Below are 24,193 nucleotides of genomic sequence, written 5' to 3' on the forward strand. Positions count from 1 at the left end.
GAAGTTTTATATAATTAATTTTAAATCCTTATTTTTATAAAAAGCAAGCTTGAAATTATGGATAAGACGACTCAGATAAAAAATAATTTGATTTCAAGAATAAAAGCTTCAGAAGATTTAAATTTTCTAAAAGCTATAGAAACCTTGTTTGATGCTTCAGAAAGCTCATTGTTTAAGCTTAATTCTGAGCAAGAAAACTCTATAGCTTTAGGTCGCAAAGAAATTAATAGTAACAAAAGTTTCGATAACGAGATGGTTATTTCTGAAATGAGGCAATGGCTCGAAAACAAATAATTTGGTCTCGAAATGCCAGATTCCAACTTCAAAGTGTTCTAGAGTTCTACATAGAGCGAAATAAATCTAATGTATATAGCCTTAAATTACTCGATCAGGTAGAGGATTTAATGTTGACTCTTTCTCAAAACGAGCATATAGGAAGATTAACTTCAAATAAAAGTACTAGGGTTATACCTATGAAAGCTTATCTAGTTTTTTATGAGATTAATAGTGATGCTATTGAAATTGTTTCATTTTGGGATAATAGGCAGAATTATGAAGGCTTGAATTTGTAACGGTCTATTTCTCTTTCTTTTTAGTGATTAAGGCCACGACTGCTGCGGTTACGATTCCCATGGCCAGCGCATTAAAAATCTGCATAAAAATATACATTTTTAGGCTATGCATCATTTCGGCATTTTCAGGAGTCATGCCTTGTTTTTCAGAAAGAGCGATCATATTCTGAAGATATTCCGGACTAATAACCGTCACTGCAAAATATTGAATTAGCGGAGTAAGAATGCTTATAACTCCAGTTAGTATTACGCCACTTATAAAGCCCTGTTGCCATCCAAATTTTTCATTTTGGAAATATTTATCACGCTTTTCTTTTAAAGCTGCGTAATAAATTAAAAAGGCGATTACTGCAAAAAATAAGGAGTAAACTCCCTGTACATCGATATTTTCGTCATGCCAACCCATGATTTTCTCGAAAGCTATCCAGATAAGTTGAGCGATCACAAAAGTGATTCCCCATTTAACTTCAACCTTAAATTTTTTCATTACAGGTAAACCATTTTAGTGAAACAAAAATAAGAAAGCCATTGCTAAGATTGGATAGTTACAGATAGATTTTTAGACTAGTGGAGAATTGGTGTTTAAGATTTATAGATTTCTCTGTTTCGCTGGGCTTCAACTGTCTGCCGTCTAGGCAGGGTCGAAATGACATTTTTTAAATTTTTCTATAGCCTATTTAAACATCCTAAATAAAAAAAAGCTGCCTTTTGATAAAGACAGCTTTTTTTAGATTCAATCTATAAATTATTAAGCTTTCTTGACAACAACCCATTCGCCGCTTTGAATTAGCGGAAGGGCCTGCTTAAATTTTACCGTTTTGCTTTCACCCTTGGTAACGTGTTTAATTACTACTTTATCGTTACGACCAATTTTTGGTTGTTCGCGTTTAATAGTTTCGGTTACCTGTGGGCGCTGAGGTTGCTGAGCACCGCTGGCAGCTTGTCCTGCTGAACGACTTTGTGCTGCACGCTCATCAAGATTCTGAATTTCTTCTTTAGAAGCTTCTATTTTTTCCTGGCGACGCTTTCTGGCCTCGTGAATATTAGTCATATTTCCTTCAGGAATTTCTCCTTTAAATAGGAAACCAATTACATCACGATTTACATCTTCTAACATCGCTTTGAATAATTCGAAAGCTTCGAATTTATAAATTAACAAAGGATCTTTTTGCTCATGTACCGCTAACTGAACACTTTGTTTTAGTTCGTCCATTTTACGAAGATGCGTTTTCCATGCATCATCGATAATGGCTAAAGTGATATTCTTCTCGAAATCCTTGATTAATTGCTCACCTTTTGTTTCGTAAGCTTTTTCAAGATTCGTAACTACCTGAAGTGTTTTTTGCCCATCTGAGAATGGAACCGAAATTCTTTCGAAATTATTGGTTTCATCTTCATAAACCTGCTCGATCACAGGATATGCTCTGGCTGCACTATTCTTCGTTTTTTCCTGATAATGTGCGTAAGCCGTTTTATAAACTTCGCCAGCGATCTTTTGAGTATTCATTTTTCCGAAGTCATCCTCAGAAATTGGCGAACTCATAGAGAAATAACGAATCAATTCGAATTCGAAATTCTTGTAATCATTGGCTTGTTTATTCGTTTCAGAAATTAATTCAGAAATATCGAATATCATATTCGCAAGGTCTACACGTAAACGCTCACCAAATAAAGCATGGTAACGACGTTTGTAGATCACTTCACGTTGCGCATTCATCACATCATCATATTCTAACAGACGTTTACGAATACCAAAGTTATTTTCTTCAACTTTTTTCTGCGCTCTTTCGATAGATTTAGAGATCATTCCGTGTTGGATCACTTCACCTTCTTCAAGACCCATACGGTCCATAAGCTTGGCAATTCTTTCAGATCCAAACAAACGCATTAAATTATCTTCTAGCGATACGTAGAACTGAGAACTACCTGGATCTCCCTGTCTACCTGCACGACCTCTTAACTGGCGGTCTACACGACGAGAATCGTGACGTTCTGTACCAATGATCGCTAAACCACCGGCGTCTTTTACTTCTTTAGAAAGTTTAATATCGGTACCACGACCTGCCATGTTGGTTGCGATGGTTACGATACCACCTTTACCAGCTTCAGCAACAATATCGGCCTCTTTTTTATGCAATTTCGCATTTAAGACATTGTGAGGTACATTTCTAAGTTTAAGCATTCTACTTAAAAGCTCAGAAATTTCTACGGAAGTTGTACCAATAAGCACCGGTCTTCCAGCTCTGGAAAGATCGGTTACGTGGTCGATCACCGCGTTATATTTTTCACGTTTTGTTTTGTAAACAAGATCGTCTTTATCGTTTCTTGCAATAGGTCGGTTGGTTGGAATTTCAACAACATCCAGTTTGTAGATTTCCCAGAATTCTCCAGCCTCAGTTACCGCAGTACCGGTCATACCCGAAAGTTTACGGTACATCCTGAAGTAATTTTGAAGTGTTACTGTAGCAAAAGTTTGCGTAGCATCTTCAATCTTTACATTTTCTTTTGCCTCGATCGCCTGGTGTAAACCATCGCTATAACGACGCCCGTCCATAATACGACCGGTTTGCTCGTCTACGATTTTAACTTTGTTATCCATTACCACATACTCGGTATCTTTTTCGAATAGGGTATAAGCTTTTAAAAGTTGGCGAAGTGTGTGAATACGCTCACTTTTAACGCTATAATCGCGGAAAAGTTCTTCTTTTTTCTCAGCTTCTTCTTCTTTAGAAAGACCTTCTTTTTCGATCTTGGCGATTTCCATACCAATTTCTGGCATCACGAAGAAGTTAGGGTCATCCTGTCCAGAAAGATATTCGATACCTTTATCGGTTAGATCGATCTGGTTATTTTTTTCTTCAATGGTAAAATACAATTCGGCATCAACCTTAGGCATTTCGCGGTTGTTGTCCTGCATGTAATGATTTTCTGTCTTCTGAAGAATTTGTTTTACACCTTCCTGACTTAAATACTTGATTAAAGCTTTACTTTTTGGAAGAGCTCTGTAAGCACGTAGAAGTTGTAATCCGCCTTCTTTCTCATCACCTTCAGAAATCAGCTTTTTTGCAGCTTGAAGAAATTCTGTCGCTTTTTTACGTTGAATTTCATAAATATTAGCTACAGCAGGTTTTAACTGATCAAATTCGTGAATATTTCCTTTAGGAATAGGTCCAGAAATAATAAGTGGCGTACGCGCATCATCAATTAAAACAGAATCCACCTCATCGACGATCGCATAATTATGTGGGCGCTGTACCAGATCGTCTGGTGCATGTGACATATTATCTCTTAGATAATCGAAACCAAATTCGTTATTGGTACCGTAAGTAATATCAGCATTATATGCTTTTCTACGTGAAGCTGAATTTGGGCGGTGATAATCAATACAATCTACACTTAAACCATGAAATTCGAAAATTGGCGCCATCCAGGCACTATCACGTTTTGCCAGATAATCGTTAACAGTTACCAGGTGAACCCCATTACCGGTAAGTGCATTTAGATAAACAGGAAGTGTAGCCACAAGAGTTTTACCTTCCCCGGTTTGCATCTCTGCAATTTTACCCTGGTGCATTGCTACACCACCAATTAACTGTACATCGTAATGTATCATATCCCAGGTTACCGGTTTACCGGCAGCATCCCAGGAATTGTTCCATATAGCTTTTTCACCTTCAAGGTTTACGTAGTCTTTTTCTGCAGAGATCTCACGATCGTATGCAGATGCTGTAACCTCTAAAGTTGGATTGTTTGCAAATCGCTTTGCGGTTTCCTTAACTGTAGCAAAAGCTTCAGGTAAGATTTCATTTAAAACACCTTCTGAAATTTCGTAGGCCTTGTCTTTAAGTCCGTCGATTTCTGCATAGATATCTTCTTTACGTGTAATATCATCAGATTCTTCAGCTTCTTTTTCAAGATCTGCTATCTGTTGATTTACATCTTTTAAAGCCTCTGATATTTTTGATTTAAATTGTGTAGTCCTAGCGCGAAGCTCGTCCAAACTCAATGCCTCAAAATCTGCTTCGAGCGCCTTAATTTTATTTACTATTGGTTGTATTTCTTTGACATCCTTTTTGGATTTGTCGCCAACAAATACTTTTAATACAGATTCTAAAAAACTCATAGTTTTCCTATTATTAGGGGTACAAAGGTACACAAAAAAAAAGCCTCATTAATAAATGAGACTTTTAACTTTATACGTACAAATGTGGTTTAATATTCATCTTCATTCCACAGATAATCATCATCTGTTGGATAATCCGGCCATATTTCTTCGATAGAATCGTAAGAGTCACCTTCATCTTCAATGGCCTGTAGGTTTTCAACTACTTCTAATGGTGCTCCGGTTCTAATGGCGTAATCAATTAACTCATCTTTGGTGGCCGGCCATGGTGCATCACTTAAATAAGATGCTAATTCTAAAGTCCAGTACATTAGTTAATCGGGTTTTTAATTTCTGCAAAAATAATTTTTTTACTGAAATACCCAAGAAAAAAGTCTGTTTTTTAATCAATATTGTTAAGAACATAAGCAAAAGCGCCAAAAGCTTAGTAAATACAGCATACTTTTGCTTGTATATTGCTAAATTTTTAGGATTTCTCCGGAATCCACTTAATTTCTTCAGCTTGCAGTTGTTTAGTCAATAGTCGTGCCAGCACAAAGAGGTAGTCAGAGAGTCGGTTTAAGTATTTTAAAACTTCTTCATCAAAAGTTTCTTCATTATATAGTGCTGCACTTAAGCGTTCTGCACGTCTACAAACACATCTTGCTATGTGACAGAATGACACGCTTTGATGACCGCCTGGTAAAATGAAATGAGTCATTTCTGGAAGTTTCTCGTTCATTCTATCCATTTCGGTTTCTAATAAATGAATGTCCTTTTCAGAAATTCGCGGAATATTAAGACGGGATTCGCCATTTTTTAGGGTCGCTTTTTCAGGGTCTGTAGCAAGGATAGAACCAATGGTGAAAAGTTTATGCTGCACCTCCAGTAAAACTTCCGCAGTAATTTTATCAATTTTTTGATCTCTAATAAGACCAATATGGGCGTTAAGTTCGTCTACGGTACCGTAACTCTCGATGCGAATATGATGTTTAGGAACGCGGGTGCCGCCAAATAATGCCGTGGTACCTTTGTCTCCTGTTTTTGTGTAAATTTTCATTCAGTAATTTTTTCAGAAGAACGATAAGAAAGCGAAGTTACAATCTAAATTGTGCATTTATTTGGTTTACTTCTCTTTTTCTTCTTCTTTTTTGCGGGCCTGATATCTGCGTCGAAAATCTAAATTTTCACTACGTCTTTTTTTTCGCTGTTTGGCGCCCATAGAAAATACCAGCAATCCAACAGCAATAATAATAAGATAAATATAGGTTTCCTGATCTAGATCGAACACAAGCTTGTGATTCTAAGTTATGCTTACAAAGTTAAGATTTTTATAGAAAGCTAATAACCGTAAACTCTTAGGAGTTGATCATTGAGGTTGAAAAACTTATAATAAGTATTTTAAACCAAAGCCTATTTTTTAATGCTGAAAGGAAATTTACTCACTACTCACCATTTCTTTTCTCGTATCGCTTTCTATTATTCCGTCACGAAGTCTTATCACTCTGTGCGCATGCTCTGCAATATCTTCTTCGTGAGTTACCAGGATAACGGTATTTCCAGCTGCGTGAATTTCATCAAAAAGATTCATAATTTCTACGGAAGTTTTTGAGTCCAGATTTCCCGTAGGTTCATCGGCAAGGATTATCGAAGGTTTATTTACTAAAGCTCGTCCTACCGCTACACGTTGTCGTTGCCCACCCGAAAGTTGGTTGGGTTTATGATCCATACGATCGCCAAGGCCAACATTATTTAAAACCTCTTCAGCTCTTTTTTTACGATCTGCTTTAGAATAACCAGCATAGATCATAGGTAATGCTACATTATCAAGTGCGGTAGTTCTAGGCAAAAGGTTGAATGTCTGGAAAACAAAACCAATTTCTTTATTACGAACTTCAGCAAGTTCGCTGTCGGTCATCTGGCTTACATCTTTTCCGTTTAAAATATAAGAACCACCAGTTGGCGTATCCAAACAACCCAGTAAATTCATTAAAGTTGATTTTCCCGAACCCGAAGGTCCCATAAATGCTACGTATTCGCCGCGATTTATATCCAGATCGATACCTTTAAGTACTTTCACAACTTCCTGTCCTAAAGGGAAATTTCGAATAATATTTCGAATTTCGATAACCTTATTGCTCATAGAAAATCAATTTATAAAGGTATGACGCTAAGATTTTGTTTTTGTTACAAGAAATAAATAAATTCTATATTTTAGTCGAAAATTATATATACCGGTAATTGAAAACACTATCTATACTAGTCCCAGCTTACAACGAGGCGAAAACTATTATTGAAGTATTGACTGAGTTAAAAAATCTCAAATTGGATTTTGAGGTCAACACGGAAATTTTAGTAATAGACGATTATTCTTCTGATAATACTGTAAAATTAGTACAAGCTTTTATCCACGAGAATAATAATTTAGATATTACGCTTTTACAGCAGGATATTAATAGAGGTAAAGGTGCGGCATTACATAAAGGGATAGTAAATTGTAAAGGAGATTTTATTATTGTTCAAGATGCTGATTTAGAGTATGATCCTGGGGAGTTTAATATTTTGTTAAAACCTGTAATACAAGGTAAAGCAGATGTCGTTTATGGGTCTAGATTTATGGGAGGGAATGCCCATAGGATTTTATTTTTCTGGCATACTATAGGGAATAAATTTTTAACACTTTTAAGTAACGCTTTTACCAATTTGAATCTTACAGATATGGAAACCTGCTATAAATTGTTTAATGCAAATATTCTGAAAAGTTTAGATCTAAAAGAAAAGAGATTTGGTTTTGAGCCTGAAGTAACTGCCAAGATGAGTAGATGGCCTGATATAAGAATATATGAAGTTGGTATATCTTATTATGGAAGAACCTATAAGGAAGGGAAGAAAATAAATTGGAAAGATGGATTTAGAGCTTTATGGTGCGTGCTAAAATATAATACATTTTCGAAGTAATGAAAATTAGAAAGCTAATTACATTTTCTTTATGTCTAGTAACTTTATTTGTCTTACTTTATAATTACCGAGTTGCAGAAGCCGAAAAATATAATTCCTATGGTGACGCCATGGATTATGTTCATTTAGGGGTTTCATTATTAAAAACCGGAAACTATGGACATCTTGAATTGGAATCTGGTGAATTGTTGAATGACTTTAAGTCTGGAGCCATAGATGAGAAAGATTATGATTTCAAAACATATAGCACTTGGCGACCACCTTTTTGGCCCTATACTATTTCATTAATTTTTTTTCTTTTTGGTTTTAAATTAACTCATTTGATAGTGTTTAAAATGCTTCTTCATATTGTAGGGTCTTTTATTTTTTACAAAACACTTAAAAATCTAAATTTTGATTATTGGCCAATTGTTATAACTGTCTTTCTATATTGCGTGAGTCCTAGTTGGCAAATTTATAGTCGGGTATTTCTCTCTGAGCCTATAACATTATTCCTATTTACGGTTTTTATATATCTCTTGACTCAAAAGCATGCGCTTAGGTCGAGTAAGAAAACAATTTCAATTTCAATAGTAGGTAGTTTAATCATTATATGTCATCCATATTTTTTATTTTTTCCATTTTTAGGATTTCTTTTTCTACTAGTTTTTAAACAAGTTGATTTTAAGCGATTTGTCTTAGGTGGGATTTTTATACTAATAATTCCTTTAGCTTGGATGCTTAGAAATTCTTGGGTTTTAGAAACGAACTCGTTATTATTAACAACATCTACAGGAGCTGTTATGGCCAAAGGCTGGAACAAAAATGTATTGAAGTTACATAATAATGTAAATGGAGACTTAGCAGATGAAACCCTGGTTTTAGCTGATTATAATGCTGAGCATCGTTACAAGGATGACGAAGTAAGTAAAATGAATTTATATAAGGATGCTACGGTGAATTTTATCAAAACTCATAGTGACTTACTATTACCTATAATTTTAAAAAAATTAAAAAGTGCTTTCAATCCTTTTGCTGAATATAGAAAAGCTGGTGTATTAGAAAAAGGCCGTGTTATTTATCATGTCTTAGGATTTTTAGCGATGATATTTGTACTCTTTTCAAAAAACAAGATAACAAGAAGCTTATCCCTGACTCTCATTTTTTCTACTATTTGTATAACAATAATTACTTATTCAGGTTTTAGGTTTAGAGTACCGCAATCTGCGTTAGAATTGTTTTTCGTAGCATTTTTAATTCAGTTTATTTGTGAAAGAATTGCGCAAAAAAGGATTATATCTACAATCTAATTTTAAAATGTTCTTTTGCCTGTTCTTTTCTGAAGAAAACCAAACCTAAATAAAACGTATCTATCGTAACCTGAACTTTTGGATGTTGCTTGATCTCTTGCCAGGCATCTTCCATTTCTTCGGAAAGGTGAATGTCATCAAATATAAAAACCGAATCATTATGTGCCGATGGTAAAAGGGATTCGAAATACTTAAGCGTAGCCAATTTTTGATGATTTCCGTCGAAATAAATAAGATCGAATGTTGCAGAATTTGAAAGATCAAATAAATACTGCTGAAATTCGCCAATTTTGAGCTCAATATTTTTAAACGCAAATTTATCGAATTGCTGTTTGGCGATATTCGCGGTTTCCGGGCAACCTTCTATGGTAGTTAATTTTACATTTTCTGCGGAAGCAATAGCAGCTGAAGCAATTCCTAAACTGGTGCCAAGCTCCAAACAGTTATTTAACTGAAGATACTGAGTGATTCTGAATAAAAACTTTGCTTTTTTTGAAGTGATTCCGGCAACTTTAGCAATTTTAGAGATCTTTCTTTTGTTGCTTTTAAAGATTCGACTACCCGCACCAAAATCTGTAACCGTAATCTCATTTTGGTTATTTAAAAGCGCTGTTTTATAGTTTTTAATTTTGGAATATTCCGCATACTTTTTTTTATCGTAAAAACAATTGGTCACCAGGTCATAAACAAAAGGCGAATGCAATCCGTGCTGATTTTGTGACGAAAACAGGAATTTTATATAAGCTTTTAATTGATGCAAGGTTTAATTAGAAGTTTATGGTTTATACTGAACGCTAAATAAATTATAACTTGTCATTTCGACCCTACCTCGCCGGAAGGCAGGTGGCGCAAAGCGGAATGGAGAAATCTTTCCTGTAATTTAGATATCTCAGAAAAAACAATAATTCAAAATTCATCTTTCAGCATTCAAAATAATTTGTTTAGTGCATTTTCAAATTACTAAATCAACAAATTATCACATTTTCAAATTAACATGTCTATATTCTAACAGCGAAGCGATCTCAAATCTCAAATCTAACCTTCCATTTTCTCCATTAACTCGAACCATCTTTCGGTTTTTGCTTCGATCTGTTGTTCGATATCTTTAAGTTCTAATGAAGTTTTATCGATTTCTTCTCCGCTCATCTCTTCAAGAAACTTTTGTTGTACACCTTCTTTTTTCTTTTCGAGTTTAGCGATCTCTTTCTCTAATTTTTGATACTCTTTTTGCTCGTTATAGCTCAATTTTGTTCCTGTGCTGCCGTCTTTCCAATCGTTTTTGGAGGTTTTATCGCTGGTTTCTTTCTGCTCTTCAGGAGCATCTAAGCTTCCTTCATAAGCACGGTAATCTGAATAATTTCCGGGGAAATCTTCAATTTTTTGATTTCCGGGGAAAACAAATAAATGATCTACGATCTTATCCATAAAATAACGGTCGTGAGAAACCACCAATAAGCATCCTGGATAATCTAGTAGAAAACTTTCCAGAACATTTAAAGTTACAATGTCCAGATCGTTGGTAGGCTCATCAAGAATTAAAAAGTTTGGATTCTGAATCAAAACCGTACATAAATAAAGCCGTTTTTTCTCGCCACCACTTAATTTTTCTACAAAATCATATTGCTTTTTACGGTCGAAAAGAAAACGCTCTAATAATTGTTGAGCAGAAATTTGCCGACCTTTTTTAAGCGGAATAAAATCACCAAATTCACGAATAACATCAATAACTTTTTGTCCCGGTTTTACTTTTATCCCGTTTTGAGTGTAATACCCGAATTTAATGGTTTCACCCACTACAACTTTACCCGTATCAGGTTTTAGTTTTCCGGTAAGAATATTTAAAAATGTAGATTTTCCGGTTCCGTTCTTTCCAATGATCCCGGCGCGTTCTCCTTTCTGAAAATTATAGTCGAAATTGTCGAAAAGCGTCTTGTTCTCGAAGCTTTTAGAGATATTATGGAGTTCGACCATTTTACTGCCAAGGCGTTCCATATTAATTTCTAGTTGCACCTGGTGATCTTTACGACGTTTAGAAGCTTTGGCTTTTATTTCGTGAAAATCGTCGATTCTGGATTTCGATTTTGTGGTACGAGCCTTTGGCTGGCGACGCATCCAGTCTAATTCCTTTTTAAAAAGCTGTTTTGCTTTCTCGGTATTAGTGTTTTCCAGTTCTATTCTGGATTCTTTTTTATCTAAGTAATAGGAATAGTTTCCTTTATAAGTATAAAGCTGACCTTCATCTAATTCTACTATCTCGTTACATACACGCTCTAAGAAATAGCGATCGTGAGTCACCATAAAAATGGTAAAGTTTTCTTTTCTAAAGAATTCTTCTAACCATTCGATCATGTCGAGATCTAGATGGTTAGTAGGCTCGTCCATGATAATAAAATCAGGTTTTTGAAGCAGCATATTTGCCAGTGCCAAACGCTTTTTTTGTCCTCCTGAAAGATTCTTGACTTCTTTTTGTAGATCTTCTAGTTTAAGCTGAAAAAGTATTTGTTTATACTGCGTTTCGAAATCCCAGGCCTGTGCCGCGTCCATGTCTTCAAAAGCTTTTTGATAAGCTTCAGTATCTGAAGGATTTTCTAAAGCAGCTTCGTAGCGTTTAATAATTTCCAAGGTTTCATTTTCCGCAGAAAAGATAGTCTGTTCAATAGTTAGATTAGGATCTAAATCGGGCTCCTGCGGCAAAAATGCAGTCTTAATATTTTTACGGTAAACTACATTTCCTTCATCGGGAGTATCAAAACCGGCAAGAATATTTAAAAGAGAGGTTTTTCCAGTACCATTTTTAGCAATAAAACCAACTTTTTGACCTTCGTTAATTCCGAAGGAAATATTAGTAAACAATATGCGTTCGCCATAAGATTTGGCTATATTTTCAACAGAAAGGTAATTCACAAGTGATCAGTTTATCCGCAAATAAAGTTAAATTATCGAGATTGATGTTAATTATTTTATTATTAATCTACAACAATTATATTTGTTAAAAAATTGTGAAGCCCCTATGCAGAGAATTTTATTACTCTTAGCAATTGCACTCACGTTGTTGTCATCCTCATGTATTTCTACAAAAAAGCTTTCTTACCTACAGGAAGATAAGGCAAGTATGGATAGCATTGTAGAAGTTCACCGCTTAAATAAGCCTTATCGTTTACAAGTAGGAGATTTGTTAAGCATACGCGTAAAGGCTCTGGATCAGGACATTGTAGAAATGTTTAATCCAACCGGGGAAGGAATAGCTAATGCAACCGGGGAAGAGCAAATGTATTACGATGGTTTCGCTGTGGATCAACATGGGAACATTCGAGTACCTACTTTAGGTGAGATCAACGTGATGGGCTACACGGTAGAAGAAATACGTGAAAAAATAGAAGATCAACTTTTATCTGAATATTTCAAGCAGGAAGCGAATATTTTTGTTACCGTAAAACTTGCAGGTATTCGTTATACCACAATAGGAGAAATTGGTGCAGGTAGTAATGTGCTTTACAAAGAGCGAGTGACTATAATGGAAGCCATTGCTAATGCTGGCGGAATCAGTGATGTAGGGGATAGGGAAGATGTAAAGATCTTAAGGCAATATCCGCATGGCGAAGAAGTCCATCATATCGATTTGACTAATTTGGATGCGGTAAAGAGTGAATATTACTATATTCAGCCAAACGACTTAATTATTGTCGATCCATTACCACAAAAATCGTTGGGATCGGGAACAACGGGATTAGAGAGTTTTAGAACTATAGCAACCGTAGTGTCGCTATTGACTACATCAATTTTATTATTCACAAGGCTATAATGGCGCATGAAGACGATCACATATCAGATGTAGGTTCAACTTTCGATTTTAAGGGATTTGTTCTTAAAGTTATTAGTTACTGGAAGCTTATCCTGTTTTCTATTACGGTAAGTTTGGCGGTTGCGTACTATAATAATGTGCGAAAATTACCCGTATATCGTTTACAGAATTTAATCTCTATTAAGGACGATCAAAATCCGTTCTTTACCAGTAATACCAGTTTAACATTTAACTGGGGAGGAACTTCAGATAAAGTGAATACGGCGATTACCATTTTAGGATCTAGAACGCACAACGAAGAAGTTGTAGAACGACTGGGATTTTATATAGATTATAAGGAAGATGGGGAATACCAGCGAATAGATGCTTATGGTAGCACACCTTTTGATGTTATCGCAGATACTAGTAAGTTTCAGGCACTAGGGATTAATTATACCTTCCAGGTTGTAGATGAAAATAGTTTTACAATATCAGCTGATATCCCAGAGAATTTTACTGCTCAATCTTATGGATCTAAAGATAAAGAAGGTAGGAGTGTTTCACTAACAGCATTTAATAAACAATTCGAATTTGGAAAAAAGATAACTACTCCATTTCTCAATGCAGTAGTTAGGCGAAATGATAATGCTCTTCAGAAAGGGAAGAAATTCTACATAAGCTTTTTGAATTTTGATTCTGCAGTTTCCAGATATAAAAATGTTTCAGTAAGTCCTGAATCCAACGGCGCTTCAGTTTTACAACTTGCTCAAACAGGAAATAATAAAGCACGGTTAGTAGATTACTTAAATGGTTCAGTAAAAGTGCTTAGTGACAATATGCTGGCTCGTAAAAACCTTTTTGCTACTAAAACTATCGCTTTTATTGACAGTAGCTTAAATGTAAAATCAAGAGAGTTAAGATTAGTTGAAAATGAGCTAAATTCTTATAAAAATGACAATGAGATATTAGATATTTCTGCTGAAAGTCAGCAATTATCTTCTAAGTTACTAGAATTAGATTCAAGAAAAGAAGAGATCGGTCGTCAACTTTCATATTATAGAACCTTAAGAACTTACCTTGAAACAAGGACAGATTACTCAAATATTCCAGCACCATCAGTAGCAGGGATTAGTGAAGGAAGTATTTCTTCTGCCGTAGCAAGATTAATTACTCTAGCTGAAGAACGGAGCAATTATCAATATACATTGAAAGAAGGAGCTCCTGTGTTTGCAGATATAGACAGACAGATCAATAGTGTTAAGTCTGTTTTACTAGAAAACATTAATAGTTCCAGAGGTCTGTTAGAAGAAGAGATTAGAGACGTAAATGGACGTATTTCGAATGCTGAAAAGCAAATTCGAGAATTACCAAAGGAGGAACAGGACTTACTTAAAATTCAGCGTAAGTACAATATCAGTGAAAGTACTTACAATCTTTTTCTGGAAAAGAGAAATGAGGCCGGACTTATAAAAGCAGCGAATGTAAGTGATGTGCTTATTATTGATAAAGCTAAAGACATTGGAGGAGGCAGAATAGGACCTAACACTCAGCTCAACTATGTGATGGCGGTTATGGTAGGTGGTGTTATTCCGTTAACTTTTGTTTTTTTATTAGTGTTTTTAAATACAAATATTCATAATGCTCAGGAAGTTGAGCGTTTATCTCCGATTCCTATTTTAGGAATGATTGGTAAGAGTAAAATGGATAGTAATCTGGCTGTTTTTGAGAGTCCTAAATCCTCGATTTCAGAAGGTTTTAGGGGGTTGCGATCCAGTTTGCAATTTATGTACAAAAAGCAAGGAGTAGAAGGCGCTAAAACATTATTGATCACTTCTTCGGTTTCTGGTGAAGGAAAAACTTTTTGTGCGATGAATATGGCAACTGTTTTTGCTATGAGTGAGCGTAAAACCATCTTAGTTGGTCTCGATTTACGTAAGCCAAAGATCTTTGATGATTTTGGATTAAATAACGATCTTGGGGTAAGTAATTACTTGATACAGGATGCTACTTCAGAAGAAATTATCCAGGAAAGTAAGATTCCATTTTTGGATGTGATCACGGCAGGACCCGTACCTCCAAATCCATCAGAATTATTGATGAATGATCAGATGGAATTACTTATACAAGAGCTGAGAAAAAAATATGATTATATCATTTTAGATACTCCTCCAATCGGTTTGGTAGCCGATGCATTAAATTTAGTGAAACATGCAGATGCGACTATCTATATGATTAGACAGGACTATACTAAAAGAGGAATGCTAGAGTCAATTAACCAAAAGTATGCTAAAGGGGAGATAAAAAACATAAGTTTTGTTCTTAATCACTTTGTGCATAGAGCAAAATATGGCTACGGTTATGGATACGGCTATGGCTATGGCTATGGATATGGCTACGGATATAATCGTTACAACAATGGTTATGGAGAGGCACCATCAACAGCATCGCAATTAAAAAGATCCTGGGTAAAGTTTAAACGAAAGTTTGAGTAGTTTTTATTAAGAGGTTATAAGCTTAGAAAAGTATTTAATATTTCCCTACGAAAATGAATGATGATTGGTTATATGAAATTTCGCCTAAGCGCAAATTAATAGATCTTAATTTTAAGGAGATCTGGCGTTATAAGGATCTATTAATTTTGTTTGTTAAGCGTGATATAACCACGGTTTATAAGCAAACAATATTAGGTCCGCTTTGGTTTTTTATCCAGCCGTTATTTACTTCGGTTATATATACTTTGGTTTTCAATAATATAGCAAGTGTTTCAACTGGAGCCGTGCCTAGTTTTTTATTTAATTTAACAGGTATAACAGCGTGGAACTATTTTAATCAATGTTTTACAAGTACCTCAAATACTTTTAATCAGAATGCGGCACTGTTTGGAAAGGTGTATTTTCCAAGAGTGATCGTTCCGTTAAGTAAAGTAATAGCCGGATTAGTGAAATTTGGAATACAACTTTTAATATTGATTGCTTTTTACTTTTATTTTATTCTTAAAGGAACTTCTATTTCGCCAAATAGTAATATTGTATTATTTCCGGTTTATGTATTGTTAATGGCTCTAATGGGCTTAGGTTTTGGTATGATCATATCGGCAATGACCACCAAGTATAGAGACTTAACGGTGCTTATAGGTTTTGCTACCTCTTTACTTGTTTATATTTCTGCTGTTCCATATCCTTTAAGTCAGGTAAAAGAAAAAATGCCAGATATTGCCTGGGTTGTACAATTAAATCCGCTTACCCAAATTATCGAGGGATTTCGTTATATGATATTTGATGAGGGAATTTTTAATCTAACGTCTTTTATTTATACAATTATAGTTAGTGTATTTATCTTTCTAATTGGTTTGATTGTATTTAACAGAACAGAGAAAAACTTTATTGATACAGTATAGCTATGAATAAAATACCTCTATTTTACTGGTCTTCTATAAAATTCGAGAATAAACCTAAAGAAAATTATGGAGATTTATTAAGTAAGTATTTAGTTGAAAAAATATCGGGTAAAAAGGTTAAATGGGTACATCCCAAAAAACAAGCCTGGTATAAATTAAATAAGAAGAATTATTTAGGAATAGGGAGTATACTTGCTCATGCTAGTAAGGATAGTATTGTTTGGGGAAGCGGAATAATTGATCTAAAAGACGATATTGCTAATGCAGATTTTAGAGCAGTAAGAGGTCCAAAAACCAGAGAACGACTTTTAGAGCTTGGTTTTGATTGTCCAGAAGTTTACGGTGACCCTGCATTGTTGTTGCCGGAATTTTATAGCCCAGAAGTCAGGAAGGATTACAAGGTAGGGATTGTTCCTCATTATGTAGATTATCGTGAAGTCAAAAATAAATATGGTAAAGATCCAGAAGTAAATGTAATAGATCTGCTTACCGATAATATAGAAAAAACTACAAAAGAGATTCTTAAATGCGAAAAGATTATTTCGTCCTCCTTACATGGAATTATCGTCGCACACGCCTATGGTATACCGGCGGCATTTATTGAGTTTTCTAATAAAATTTTTGGTGATGGTGTAAAATTTCAGGATTATTTTGAGTCCATTAAAATAAAACAACCTTTTAAAGCTTTTGAAGATCATTCAGAGCTAAAATTTTCACTCCCGGAAGAAGACGTTTTATTTCAACTCAGAAAAGGCTTAAAAGACAGTTCACGTTGCCTAAAATAAATATAAGATGAATATAATCAATTCTTTAAAGAAAAGCGTCAAAAATTATAATATAAGAAAGGATCCTTTCAAATATTTTAGATTGATTAAAGAAAATATTCTTTATCCTGGTAGTTTCATGTTTGATTTTGTAGTTATTGGGGTTCAAAAAGCAGGAACTTCTGCACTGGATAAATATCTTAGAGATCATACAAAATTGGCTATGCCAATATGGAAGGAAATAAGTTATTTTAATAACGATAAGGGCTTTATAAATAATAACTTACCCAATCCACGTGCTTTTTACAGGATAAAAAATAGGATGAAAATGTATGGTGAAATTACACCTTGTTACATTTATTCTCCATACGCTGTTGAAAGGATGAAAAAGCATAATCCCCAAATGAAGATTATTGTAATGTTACGAAATCCTATAGATCGAGCATTTTCACAATACAATATGGAGACCTGGCGCAATTGGGAAAAGAGAAGCTTTTTAGAATGCATCATGAAAGAAATTGAAGAGATAAAAGCTGGAACCAAAAAATACCATATGGTACGCTCTTATGTCCATCGAGGGATGTACGTTGAGCAAATTGAAAGAGTATTAAAGTCTTTTCCAAATGAGCAAGTTCTATTTTTAAAATATGAAGATTTTAGAAAAGACCAAAAATCCAGTCTTCAGCATATTTATCATTTTTTAGGAGTAAACGAAATACCGTTCAATCAAGAAAAAACTGCAAACAAAATATCTTATAGTTCTAAAATGGGGGAGCCTGAAAAAGATATTTTAAGAAATTTCTTTTTACCTACAATTTTAGAAGTAGAGAAACGGCTATCTTGGGATTGTAGCGATTGGAAGGAATAAATTAGAATTTAAAAACTCTAATTTAAATTAGATAATTTTTCATCAGGTATGAGTATAATTCTAAAAGCCGAAAATATTTCTAAGCAATATCGATTAGGTACGGTAGGGACAGGCACGTTAAGCCATGATCTTAATCGTTGGTGGCATCAAATAAGAGGTAAAGAAGATCCTTATCTTCAGATAGGTGCTGTAAATGATAGATCTACTAAAGCCAGCCAGGAATATATTTGGGCGCTAAAGAATATTAATTTTGAAGTAAGAACCGGTGAAGTATTAGGTATTATTGGTAAAAATGGCGCCGGAAAATCTACATTGCTTAAGTTGTTATCCAAAGTTACATCCCCCACTACCGGAAGCATAAAGACAAAAGGCAGGATTGCCTCGCTACTCGAGGTGGGTACAGGCTTTCATCCGGAATTAACCGGTAGGGAAAATATTTATTTGAACGGTGCGATCTTAGGGATGACGAAGGCTGAAATTAAAGCTAAAATCGATGAGATTATAGCATTCTCTGGTTGCGAGATGTATATCGATACACCGGTAAAGAGATATAGTAGTGGTATGCGTGTACGATTGGGTTTTGCCGTTGCCGCGCATTTAGAACCTGAAATTTTAGTAGTCGATGAAGTTTTGGCCGTCGGCGATGCCGAATTTCAGAAGAAAGCGATCGGTAAAATGCAAGACCTCTCTACCGGCGAAGGTAGAACGGTGCTTTTTGTGAGCCATAATATGGGATCGATTAAACAGCTTTGTAATAGATCTTTACTTTTAGAAAATGGTGCTACAAGATTTATTGGAGATGTAAATGAAGGAATAGATCTTTATTTATTAGGAAACAATGAGAAAAATGAAGAAAAGTTAGCAAATAGAAATGATAGAAAAGGGAGAAAATTTTTTAAGTTTACCCAAATTAGTTGTTTGGATTTTAGAAATCAATCAGTTAAGTCTTTGATTTCAGGAGAAAAATATTCTTTTCATATGTTTTACGAAAACAGAGCTAAGCTTTATGCTGTGGCCATTCGTCTTTTATTCGTAGATAATAAAGGAATGGTAAGGTTTTTATGCAATAATAAATTCTCTTCTTCAGAAGTAGCTTTAGATCGAAATGAATCGGGAGAGTTAAAATGTATAATTCCAAAATTTCCATTACCAAATGGCAATTATTCCATACACTTGACATGTTTTTCTTCCGAAGGTGTTGAAGACGATATTGAAAATACTTTTGATTTTGAGGTATTAGGTGGTGATTTTTTTGGAACTGGTAAAGAACAAATTTTAAGAGATGGAGTTTTAGTTGAAAATAAATTTAAATTTTATGACGATTAAAAATCTTTTAAATTTCTTAAAAAAGAGAAAGATGGAATCTGATTACTTCTTGAAGGTTTATTCACATCCTCGATCAGGAACGCATCTTTTGGAGACTTTTATAGGTGTTAATTTTTATGAGGGTATGGATTTAAGTATAGATCAAATAACTTGGGGGCATTGGAGCAATAGAAGAGTTAAAAATGAAGGTAATCCATATGGCTTATTATTTGGGAACCATTATTTTCCTGATAAAAATAAGACGAATTTTAGAAAAATATACATATTTAGAGATGGTCTTTCGGTAGCATATTCAATTTGGAAAACCGATAATTTTTTAAACAAAAAAATGAGTGCACTATCTTATGACAATTTTTTGAGAGAGGAAATAGACTGGTTTGGTAGTCCGTCTCAGAAATCTTTCAAAAATCTTAATATCTTAGAACATTGGGCTTTTCACGTTACAAAATGGTTAGAATTTGCAAATAATAATGATAATGTTCTTATTATTCGATATGAAGATTTAGTTTCTAATCCTTATGCGGAATATTGTAAAATACGAAAGAAATTTTTCAATACACATACATTGAAAAATAGAACAGAGATTAATATTATTAATAATCCTGTTGGTTTACTGCCTAATAAAGGAGTAAATGGCGAGTGGAAAAATAAGATAAGTATAGAAAATGAAATTTATTATTATAAGCTTTTAAAAGAGTATAATTTGAATTTTTAAAATTTATAATTTTGAAGTCTTTAAAAATCGCATTTATTGTAATCTCTTTTCCTGCTACATCAGAAACTTTCATAGTTAATCAAATTGTAGACTTGATTAAAAAAGGTCATGATGTTACGATTTTTTCTTTTAATAAAAATATTAATACTATAGTTCATAAGAACATATTAGATTATAAATTAATAGATAAAACTATTTATTGGGAAGAAACAAAGATTTCGAAAATAGAACGGTTTATTGAGTTTTTAACTTTTTTATTTAAAAATCACGAGCATATTAGTTTTAGAAAAATTTTCAGGATTTTCAATTTTAAAAAATATGGTAAAAAAGCTTTAAACCTTAGAAATTATACTCGTTATCGCTGGATCATCAAAAACGCTTCCTTCGATATTTTCCATGCTCATTTTGGTCCTTCTGGGAAATATGTGGCTGAAATGAAATCATTCGGTTTTTTTTTCGATACTAAATTAATTACATCTTTTCACGGGTATGATATCAACCCCAAATTCCTAGATAAATATGTTTATTTATATAAAGAGCTATTTGATGAGGTCGATTTGCTAACGGTTAATAGTTTTTATACCAAAACTCTTTTAGAAAAAATAGCTCCAGGTAATAAAATTGAAATTTTACCAGTTGGTTTAAATACTCAGTACTTCAAAAAGCATAATTTTCAGGAAAATGAAAATTTTAATATTTTATTTGTCGGCAGATTAATTCCTTTGAAAGCTCCAGATTTGTTAGTGAAAATTGCAGAAAACTTAATTGCAAATGGTAATTCAATTAATGTGAATATTATAGGAGAAGGAGAAATGTTTTCTCAATTGGAAGAGTATGTAAATCAAAAATCTTTAGAAAATAGTATAAAGTTGAGAGGTGCACTTGCTCAAAATAATGTTTTGGATTATATGGACAAATCTGATCTTTTTGTTTTCCCAGGAATACATGATAAGCATGGCCGTGCCGAGACCCAGGGTTTGGTACTTCAAGAAGCGCAGGCGATGGAATTACCGGTTATAGTTTCAGATGTAGGAGGGATGAAATACGGAATTATAAATAATATAACAGGTTTTGTGGTTGAAGAAAAGAATATAGCTGGTTTTGTTGATAAGATAGAATTGCTTATAGCTGATAAAGAGTTGAGAAAGGAAATGGGCAAACAGGGAAGAAAGTTTGTTTTAAGTAATTATGATTCAACAGTTTTAGGGAATAAGCTTACAGCATTTTATGATCAAATTTTAAATGAATAATCCTTTAGTTTCTATAATTATCCCAACCTATAATCGAGCTCATTATATTGGTGAAACTCTGGAATCTGTTATAGCCCAAACCTATCAAAATTGGGAATGTATAGTGATAGACGATGGTTCTAACGATTATACGGCTGAGCTAATGGGATTTTATTGCAAGAATGATCACAGAGTTCAATATCATCATCGTCCCAGTAATAAACCTAAAGGTGCTAATGCTTGTAGAAATTATGGGATAGAATTTTCCAAGGGGAATTATTTAACTTTTTTAGATTCGGATGATCTTCTTCACACTATTGCTATACAAACAAGAGTGGATATAGCGATTGCAAACTTAACTAAGAGTTTTTTGATTTTTAAGATGACCGTTTTTTATAAAGTTCCAGGTGATACTAATAGAATAGTTAATAAATATATAGAAGAGGGAAGCTCAGATAGTTATTTGTTAATGTTTCTTCGGCATGATATTCCTTGGCCAATTACTTCTCTATTCATAAAAAAAGAGACTTTGAGTATGAAATTTGATGAAGGTCTTAAAAGACTTCAAGATGTAGAATTTTCTTCAAGATTATTATTATGTTCTGAAAAAGAGGACTTTTTAGTCATTGATAATATCTCTCCGGATTGCTTTTATCGAAATGATGAGAGACATTCGAATTATAGTATATCATTTCTTAAAGTAGTTGCAAATTCTTTAATTAGATTTTACCATAACTTAATCCCTATAGTAGAGAAAGAAGAGAATAAAAAAAAATATCTTTGTAGAGACGCGTTGAAAAAGACCTTCTGCCATTTTTATAAAAATCATTTTTTGCCATCAGGTTGTATAAATTTGCAGGAAGTGAAGGAACTCAAAACTTTCTTGTTTCATAAAAGATTTATAACAAAGAGAGATCAAATTAAGTTCAGGTTTCTTGAAATCCTCTATTTTTTTAGTCTTCAAAAAATCAAGGGCTTGGGCGTATATAGATTAACAAGAAATTGGTTAAAATGAAAATTTTATTTGTTTCTATGCCTTCGATTCATTTTATCAGGTGGATTGATAATCTTAAAGATCAAAATTGGGAATTATATTGGTTTGATGTTTTAGATAGAGGTAAAATTAAGACCAACATAGAAATTCAACAGTTTACCGGATGGAAACATAGAAAATTGTCTTATATGAAAGGTGAATATTTGCTTAGTAAAAAAGCACCTTTTTTGCATCAAAAATTAAGAAGCCTACTTGAGGTTACAGAGGCAGAACAATTTGAAATTATATTAAAAGAAATAAGACCAGATATCGTACATAGTTTTGAAATGCAGCATTGCTCTTACCCTCTTATAAATACATTGTCAAAAAAAAGATATAAGAATATTAAGTGGGTATATTCATGCTGGGGAAGCGATTTGTTTTTTTATAAAAATTTCAAAAGAGATAAAAGTAAAATTCAAAAGGCTTTAAAGCATATAGACTATTTACATGTTGATAATAGACGCGATTTGGTTTTGGCTAGAGAGTTGGGATATAGTAATAACCTTTTTGGTATTATCCCTGGAGGTTCGGGTTATAGAATTTCGAATTTCAAATCTCATAAAAGAAAAATAATATTAGTAAAGGGCTATCAGCACAAATTTGGGCGTGCCTTATTTGCTATTAAGGCAATAGAACAAATCTGGAATAAATTGAATGTGGAAGGTTGGGACGTAATAGTATTTGCGGCCCACAGTGAAGTCAAGGAATATATTAGAAATAATAAATTGCCATTTAAAGTTTTTGATAGAAAGGAATTAAGTCATAAGCAGGTCTTGAATTATATGAATATTTCTTCTATATATATTGGTAATAGTATTTCTGATGGGATTCCAAATACTTTGATAGAAGCCATAAAAAATGAAGTTTTTCCTATTCAGTCCAATCCGGGCAATGTAACTGAAGAACTTATTAAGCATAAAGAAAATGGATTCTTGATTTCCAATCCGGAATCCGTAGAGGAAATTAAACATCATATATTTGCAGCTATAGTTGATGGAAATCTAAGAGAAAGAGCTCAATTATTAAATAAAGCAATTGCTAAGAAAAGCTTCGACTATTTTAATATTAAATCTGAAATAATAAAAAATTACAGAAGGATTTTTAAATGAGGTTAGGCAATAATCCAAATAAAGATAAACCATTAGAATCATCAGAATTTTTTCATCAAATCCTGATACCTGTTTATGTACCTCATCAAAAACAATATTTTAAAGATTCCTTTGTAATATTAAATAAATGTATTGAATCAATTCTTTCTACTATTAATCCCCGTTATACATTTATAACAATAGTAAACAATGGAAGTTGTGCTGAAGTTGAAAATTTTCTTTTACGACTAAAAAAAGAAGGGAAAATACAGGAGGTCATAAATACTACTAATATAGGTAAGCTAAATGCGATTAATAAAGGAGTTGTAGGGCATAATTTTGATCTTGTAACGATTGCAGATGCAGATACTATTTTTCTATCTGGTTGGCAAGAAGAAACTTTAAGTATTTTTAATACATTTCCTAAAGCGGGTACTGTGGGGCTAGTGCCTCAATTTAATATGTTTTCAAATTATTGTACTACTGTACTTTATGATAATCTATTAAATAAGAACTTGCAATTTTTCAGTCTTAATCAGCCAAAAGAAATGCAGAGGTTTTATCACAGTATTGGTTGGAATATAAAGCAAGATCACTATTATTTAAAGTACATTTTAGGGCTCCAAAAAGAGGGTATGAAAGTTTGTATTGGGGCAGGCCATTTTGTTGCGACATATAGAAAAAAGGTATTAAATAATATTAAAAAATATGTTCCTTCAAAAATGGGGGCAGAGAGTGAAAGATTATTAGATAAAGCAGCTGAAGATTTTGGACTCTGGAAGCTTACAACATTTAATAATTATGCTTACCATATGGGAAATGTTTATGAGCCGTGGATGGAAAATGTAATTTTTGAAAACTCTGCTAAAAATTTAAGCCTTATCAATTATAAGTATAAGAAGCCATCAAAATTTAGTGTTTTATTTAAAAATAAAATCTTTAAAAGGATTCTTAGAGTAAAAGCGATTAATAATTTTTTTTTTATTAAAAAGCAATTACCATACTTGGTATTAAAACAATATCCAAAAATATATTATTAATTAAATTTAAAAGAAGTTCAATTATTTG

The 24,193-nt window shown here is 33.4% G+C and carries 23 protein-coding genes; 15 read left to right on the forward strand and 8 right to left on the reverse strand.

Annotated elements, in window-relative coordinates; all coding sequences use genetic code 11:
* Window positions 1-57 precede the first annotated feature (57 nt).
* Window positions 58-294 (forward strand): hypothetical protein, encoded by a 237-nt coding sequence (locus INR75_RS09190; protein ID WP_223091661.1) that lies wholly within the window; start codon window positions 58-60, stop codon window positions 292-294.
* Window positions 276-572, forward strand: coding sequence for a type II toxin-antitoxin system RelE/ParE family toxin (locus INR75_RS09195; protein ID WP_223091662.1), 297 nt, complete (start codon window positions 276-278; stop codon window positions 570-572). Before INR75_RS09190 ends, INR75_RS09195 begins: the two co-directional genes overlap by 19 nt.
* Window positions 573-576: 4 nt before the next feature.
* On the opposite strand, the gene INR75_RS09200 is transcribed toward INR75_RS09195, so the two are convergent.
* The 6 genes from INR75_RS09200 to INR75_RS09225 form a co-directional block, all read right to left on the reverse strand.
* On the reverse strand, window positions 577-1,059 hold the full coding sequence (locus INR75_RS09200) for a DUF4199 domain-containing protein (protein ID WP_223091663.1): 483 nt from the start codon (window positions 1,057-1,059) through the stop codon (window positions 577-579).
* Window positions 1,060-1,320: 261 nt separating this feature from the next.
* Window positions 1,321-4,695 (reverse strand): preprotein translocase subunit SecA, encoded by a 3,375-nt coding sequence (gene secA / locus INR75_RS09205; protein ID WP_223091664.1) that lies wholly within the window; start codon window positions 4,693-4,695, stop codon window positions 1,321-1,323.
* 89 nt (window positions 4,696-4,784) lie between these two features.
* Window positions 4,785-5,006, reverse strand: a complete 222-nt coding sequence (locus INR75_RS09210; RefSeq protein ID WP_013070580.1) for a DUF2795 domain-containing protein — start codon at window positions 5,004-5,006, stop codon at window positions 4,785-4,787.
* A 155-nt stretch (window positions 5,007-5,161) separates the two neighbouring features.
* A complete protein-coding gene (locus INR75_RS09215; protein WP_223091665.1) occupies window positions 5,162-5,734 on the reverse strand; it encodes a cob(I)yrinic acid a,c-diamide adenosyltransferase in 573 nt (190 codons plus the stop codon).
* A gap of 66 nt (window positions 5,735-5,800) precedes the next feature.
* Window positions 5,801-5,965 (reverse strand): hypothetical protein, encoded by a 165-nt coding sequence (locus INR75_RS09220; RefSeq protein ID WP_223091666.1) that lies wholly within the window; start codon window positions 5,963-5,965, stop codon window positions 5,801-5,803.
* Between the two features lie 147 nt (window positions 5,966-6,112).
* Window positions 6,113-6,817: an ABC transporter ATP-binding protein gene (locus INR75_RS09225; protein ID WP_223091667.1), complete on the reverse strand. Its 705-nt coding sequence runs from the start codon at window positions 6,815-6,817 to the stop codon at window positions 6,113-6,115.
* A 98-nt stretch (window positions 6,818-6,915) separates the two neighbouring features.
* Between INR75_RS09225 and INR75_RS09230 the strand changes: the two genes are divergently transcribed.
* Window positions 6,916-7,632 carry a glycosyltransferase family 2 protein gene (locus INR75_RS09230; protein ID WP_223091668.1) on the forward strand — a complete coding sequence of 239 codons (717 nt, stop codon included), beginning with the start codon at window positions 6,916-6,918 and terminating at the stop codon, window positions 7,630-7,632.
* Window positions 7,632-8,921 (forward strand): glycosyltransferase family 39 protein, encoded by a 1,290-nt coding sequence (locus tag INR75_RS09235; RefSeq protein WP_223091669.1) that lies wholly within the window; start codon window positions 7,632-7,634, stop codon window positions 8,919-8,921. Before INR75_RS09230 ends, INR75_RS09235 begins: the two co-directional genes overlap by 1 nt.
* Here the strand turns inward: INR75_RS09235 and INR75_RS09240 are convergent.
* Window positions 8,911-9,624, reverse strand: coding sequence for an O-methyltransferase (locus INR75_RS09240; RefSeq protein ID WP_370629896.1), 714 nt, complete (start codon window positions 9,622-9,624; stop codon window positions 8,911-8,913). The genes INR75_RS09235 and INR75_RS09240 overlap by 11 nt on opposite strands.
* Window positions 9,625-9,956: 332 nt before the next feature.
* The gene (locus INR75_RS09245) at window positions 9,957-11,825 is read right to left on the reverse strand and encodes an ABC-F family ATP-binding cassette domain-containing protein (protein ID WP_223091671.1); all 1,869 of its coding nucleotides are present in this window, start codon (window positions 11,823-11,825) and stop codon (window positions 9,957-9,959) included.
* A 106-nt stretch (window positions 11,826-11,931) separates the two neighbouring features.
* On the opposite strand from INR75_RS09245, the gene INR75_RS09250 reads away from it, so the two are divergent.
* The 11 genes from INR75_RS09250 to INR75_RS09300 are packed head-to-tail and all read left to right on the forward strand — an operon-like array spanning window position 11,932 to window position 24,165.
* Entirely contained in the window at window positions 11,932-12,723 is a 792-nt protein-coding gene (locus INR75_RS09250; protein ID WP_223091672.1) for a polysaccharide biosynthesis/export family protein, read from the forward strand.
* Window positions 12,723-15,194: a polysaccharide biosynthesis tyrosine autokinase gene (locus INR75_RS09255; protein ID WP_223091673.1), complete on the forward strand. Its 2,472-nt coding sequence runs from the start codon at window positions 12,723-12,725 to the stop codon at window positions 15,192-15,194. Before INR75_RS09250 ends, INR75_RS09255 begins: the two co-directional genes overlap by 1 nt.
* Window positions 15,195-15,247: 53 nt before the next feature.
* Window positions 15,248-16,099: an ABC transporter permease gene (locus tag INR75_RS09260; protein ID WP_223091674.1), complete on the forward strand. Its 852-nt coding sequence runs from the start codon at window positions 15,248-15,250 to the stop codon at window positions 16,097-16,099.
* Between the two features lie 2 nt (window positions 16,100-16,101).
* The gene (locus INR75_RS09265; protein ID WP_223091675.1) at window positions 16,102-16,884 is read left to right on the forward strand and encodes a polysaccharide pyruvyl transferase family protein; all 783 of its coding nucleotides are present in this window, start codon (window positions 16,102-16,104) and stop codon (window positions 16,882-16,884) included.
* Between the two features lie 7 nt (window positions 16,885-16,891).
* Window positions 16,892-17,731, forward strand: a complete 840-nt coding sequence (locus INR75_RS09270) for a sulfotransferase domain-containing protein (protein ID WP_223091676.1) — start codon at window positions 16,892-16,894, stop codon at window positions 17,729-17,731.
* Window positions 17,732-17,779: 48 nt separating this feature from the next.
* The gene (locus tag INR75_RS09275) at window positions 17,780-19,057 is read left to right on the forward strand and encodes an ABC transporter ATP-binding protein (protein WP_223091677.1); all 1,278 of its coding nucleotides are present in this window, start codon (window positions 17,780-17,782) and stop codon (window positions 19,055-19,057) included.
* A gap of 31 nt (window positions 19,058-19,088) precedes the next feature.
* On the forward strand, window positions 19,089-19,772 hold the full coding sequence (locus INR75_RS09280; protein WP_223091678.1) for a sulfotransferase domain-containing protein: 684 nt from the start codon (window positions 19,089-19,091) through the stop codon (window positions 19,770-19,772).
* An 11-nt stretch (window positions 19,773-19,783) separates the two neighbouring features.
* Complete coding sequence (locus INR75_RS09285; RefSeq protein ID WP_223091679.1) at window positions 19,784-21,022, forward strand: glycosyltransferase; 1,239 nt, start codon at window positions 19,784-19,786, stop codon at window positions 21,020-21,022.
* A complete protein-coding gene (locus INR75_RS09290) occupies window positions 21,015-22,016 on the forward strand; it encodes a glycosyltransferase family 2 protein (protein WP_223091680.1) in 1,002 nt (333 codons plus the stop codon). Before INR75_RS09285 ends, INR75_RS09290 begins: the two co-directional genes overlap by 8 nt.
* Complete coding sequence (locus tag INR75_RS09295) at window positions 22,013-23,146, forward strand: glycosyltransferase (RefSeq protein WP_223091681.1); 1,134 nt, start codon at window positions 22,013-22,015, stop codon at window positions 23,144-23,146. The genes INR75_RS09290 and INR75_RS09295 overlap by 4 nt, the downstream gene beginning before the upstream one ends.
* Entirely contained in the window at window positions 23,143-24,165 is a 1,023-nt protein-coding gene (locus INR75_RS09300) for a glycosyltransferase family A protein (RefSeq protein ID WP_223091682.1), read from the forward strand. Before INR75_RS09295 ends, INR75_RS09300 begins: the two co-directional genes overlap by 4 nt.
* Window positions 24,166-24,193: the final 28 nt, after the last annotated feature.

The sequence above is a fragment of the Zunongwangia sp. SCSIO 43204 genome, from assembly GCF_019904275.1.
GTDB lineage: Bacteria > Bacteroidota > Bacteroidia > Flavobacteriales > Flavobacteriaceae > Zunongwangia > Zunongwangia mangrovi.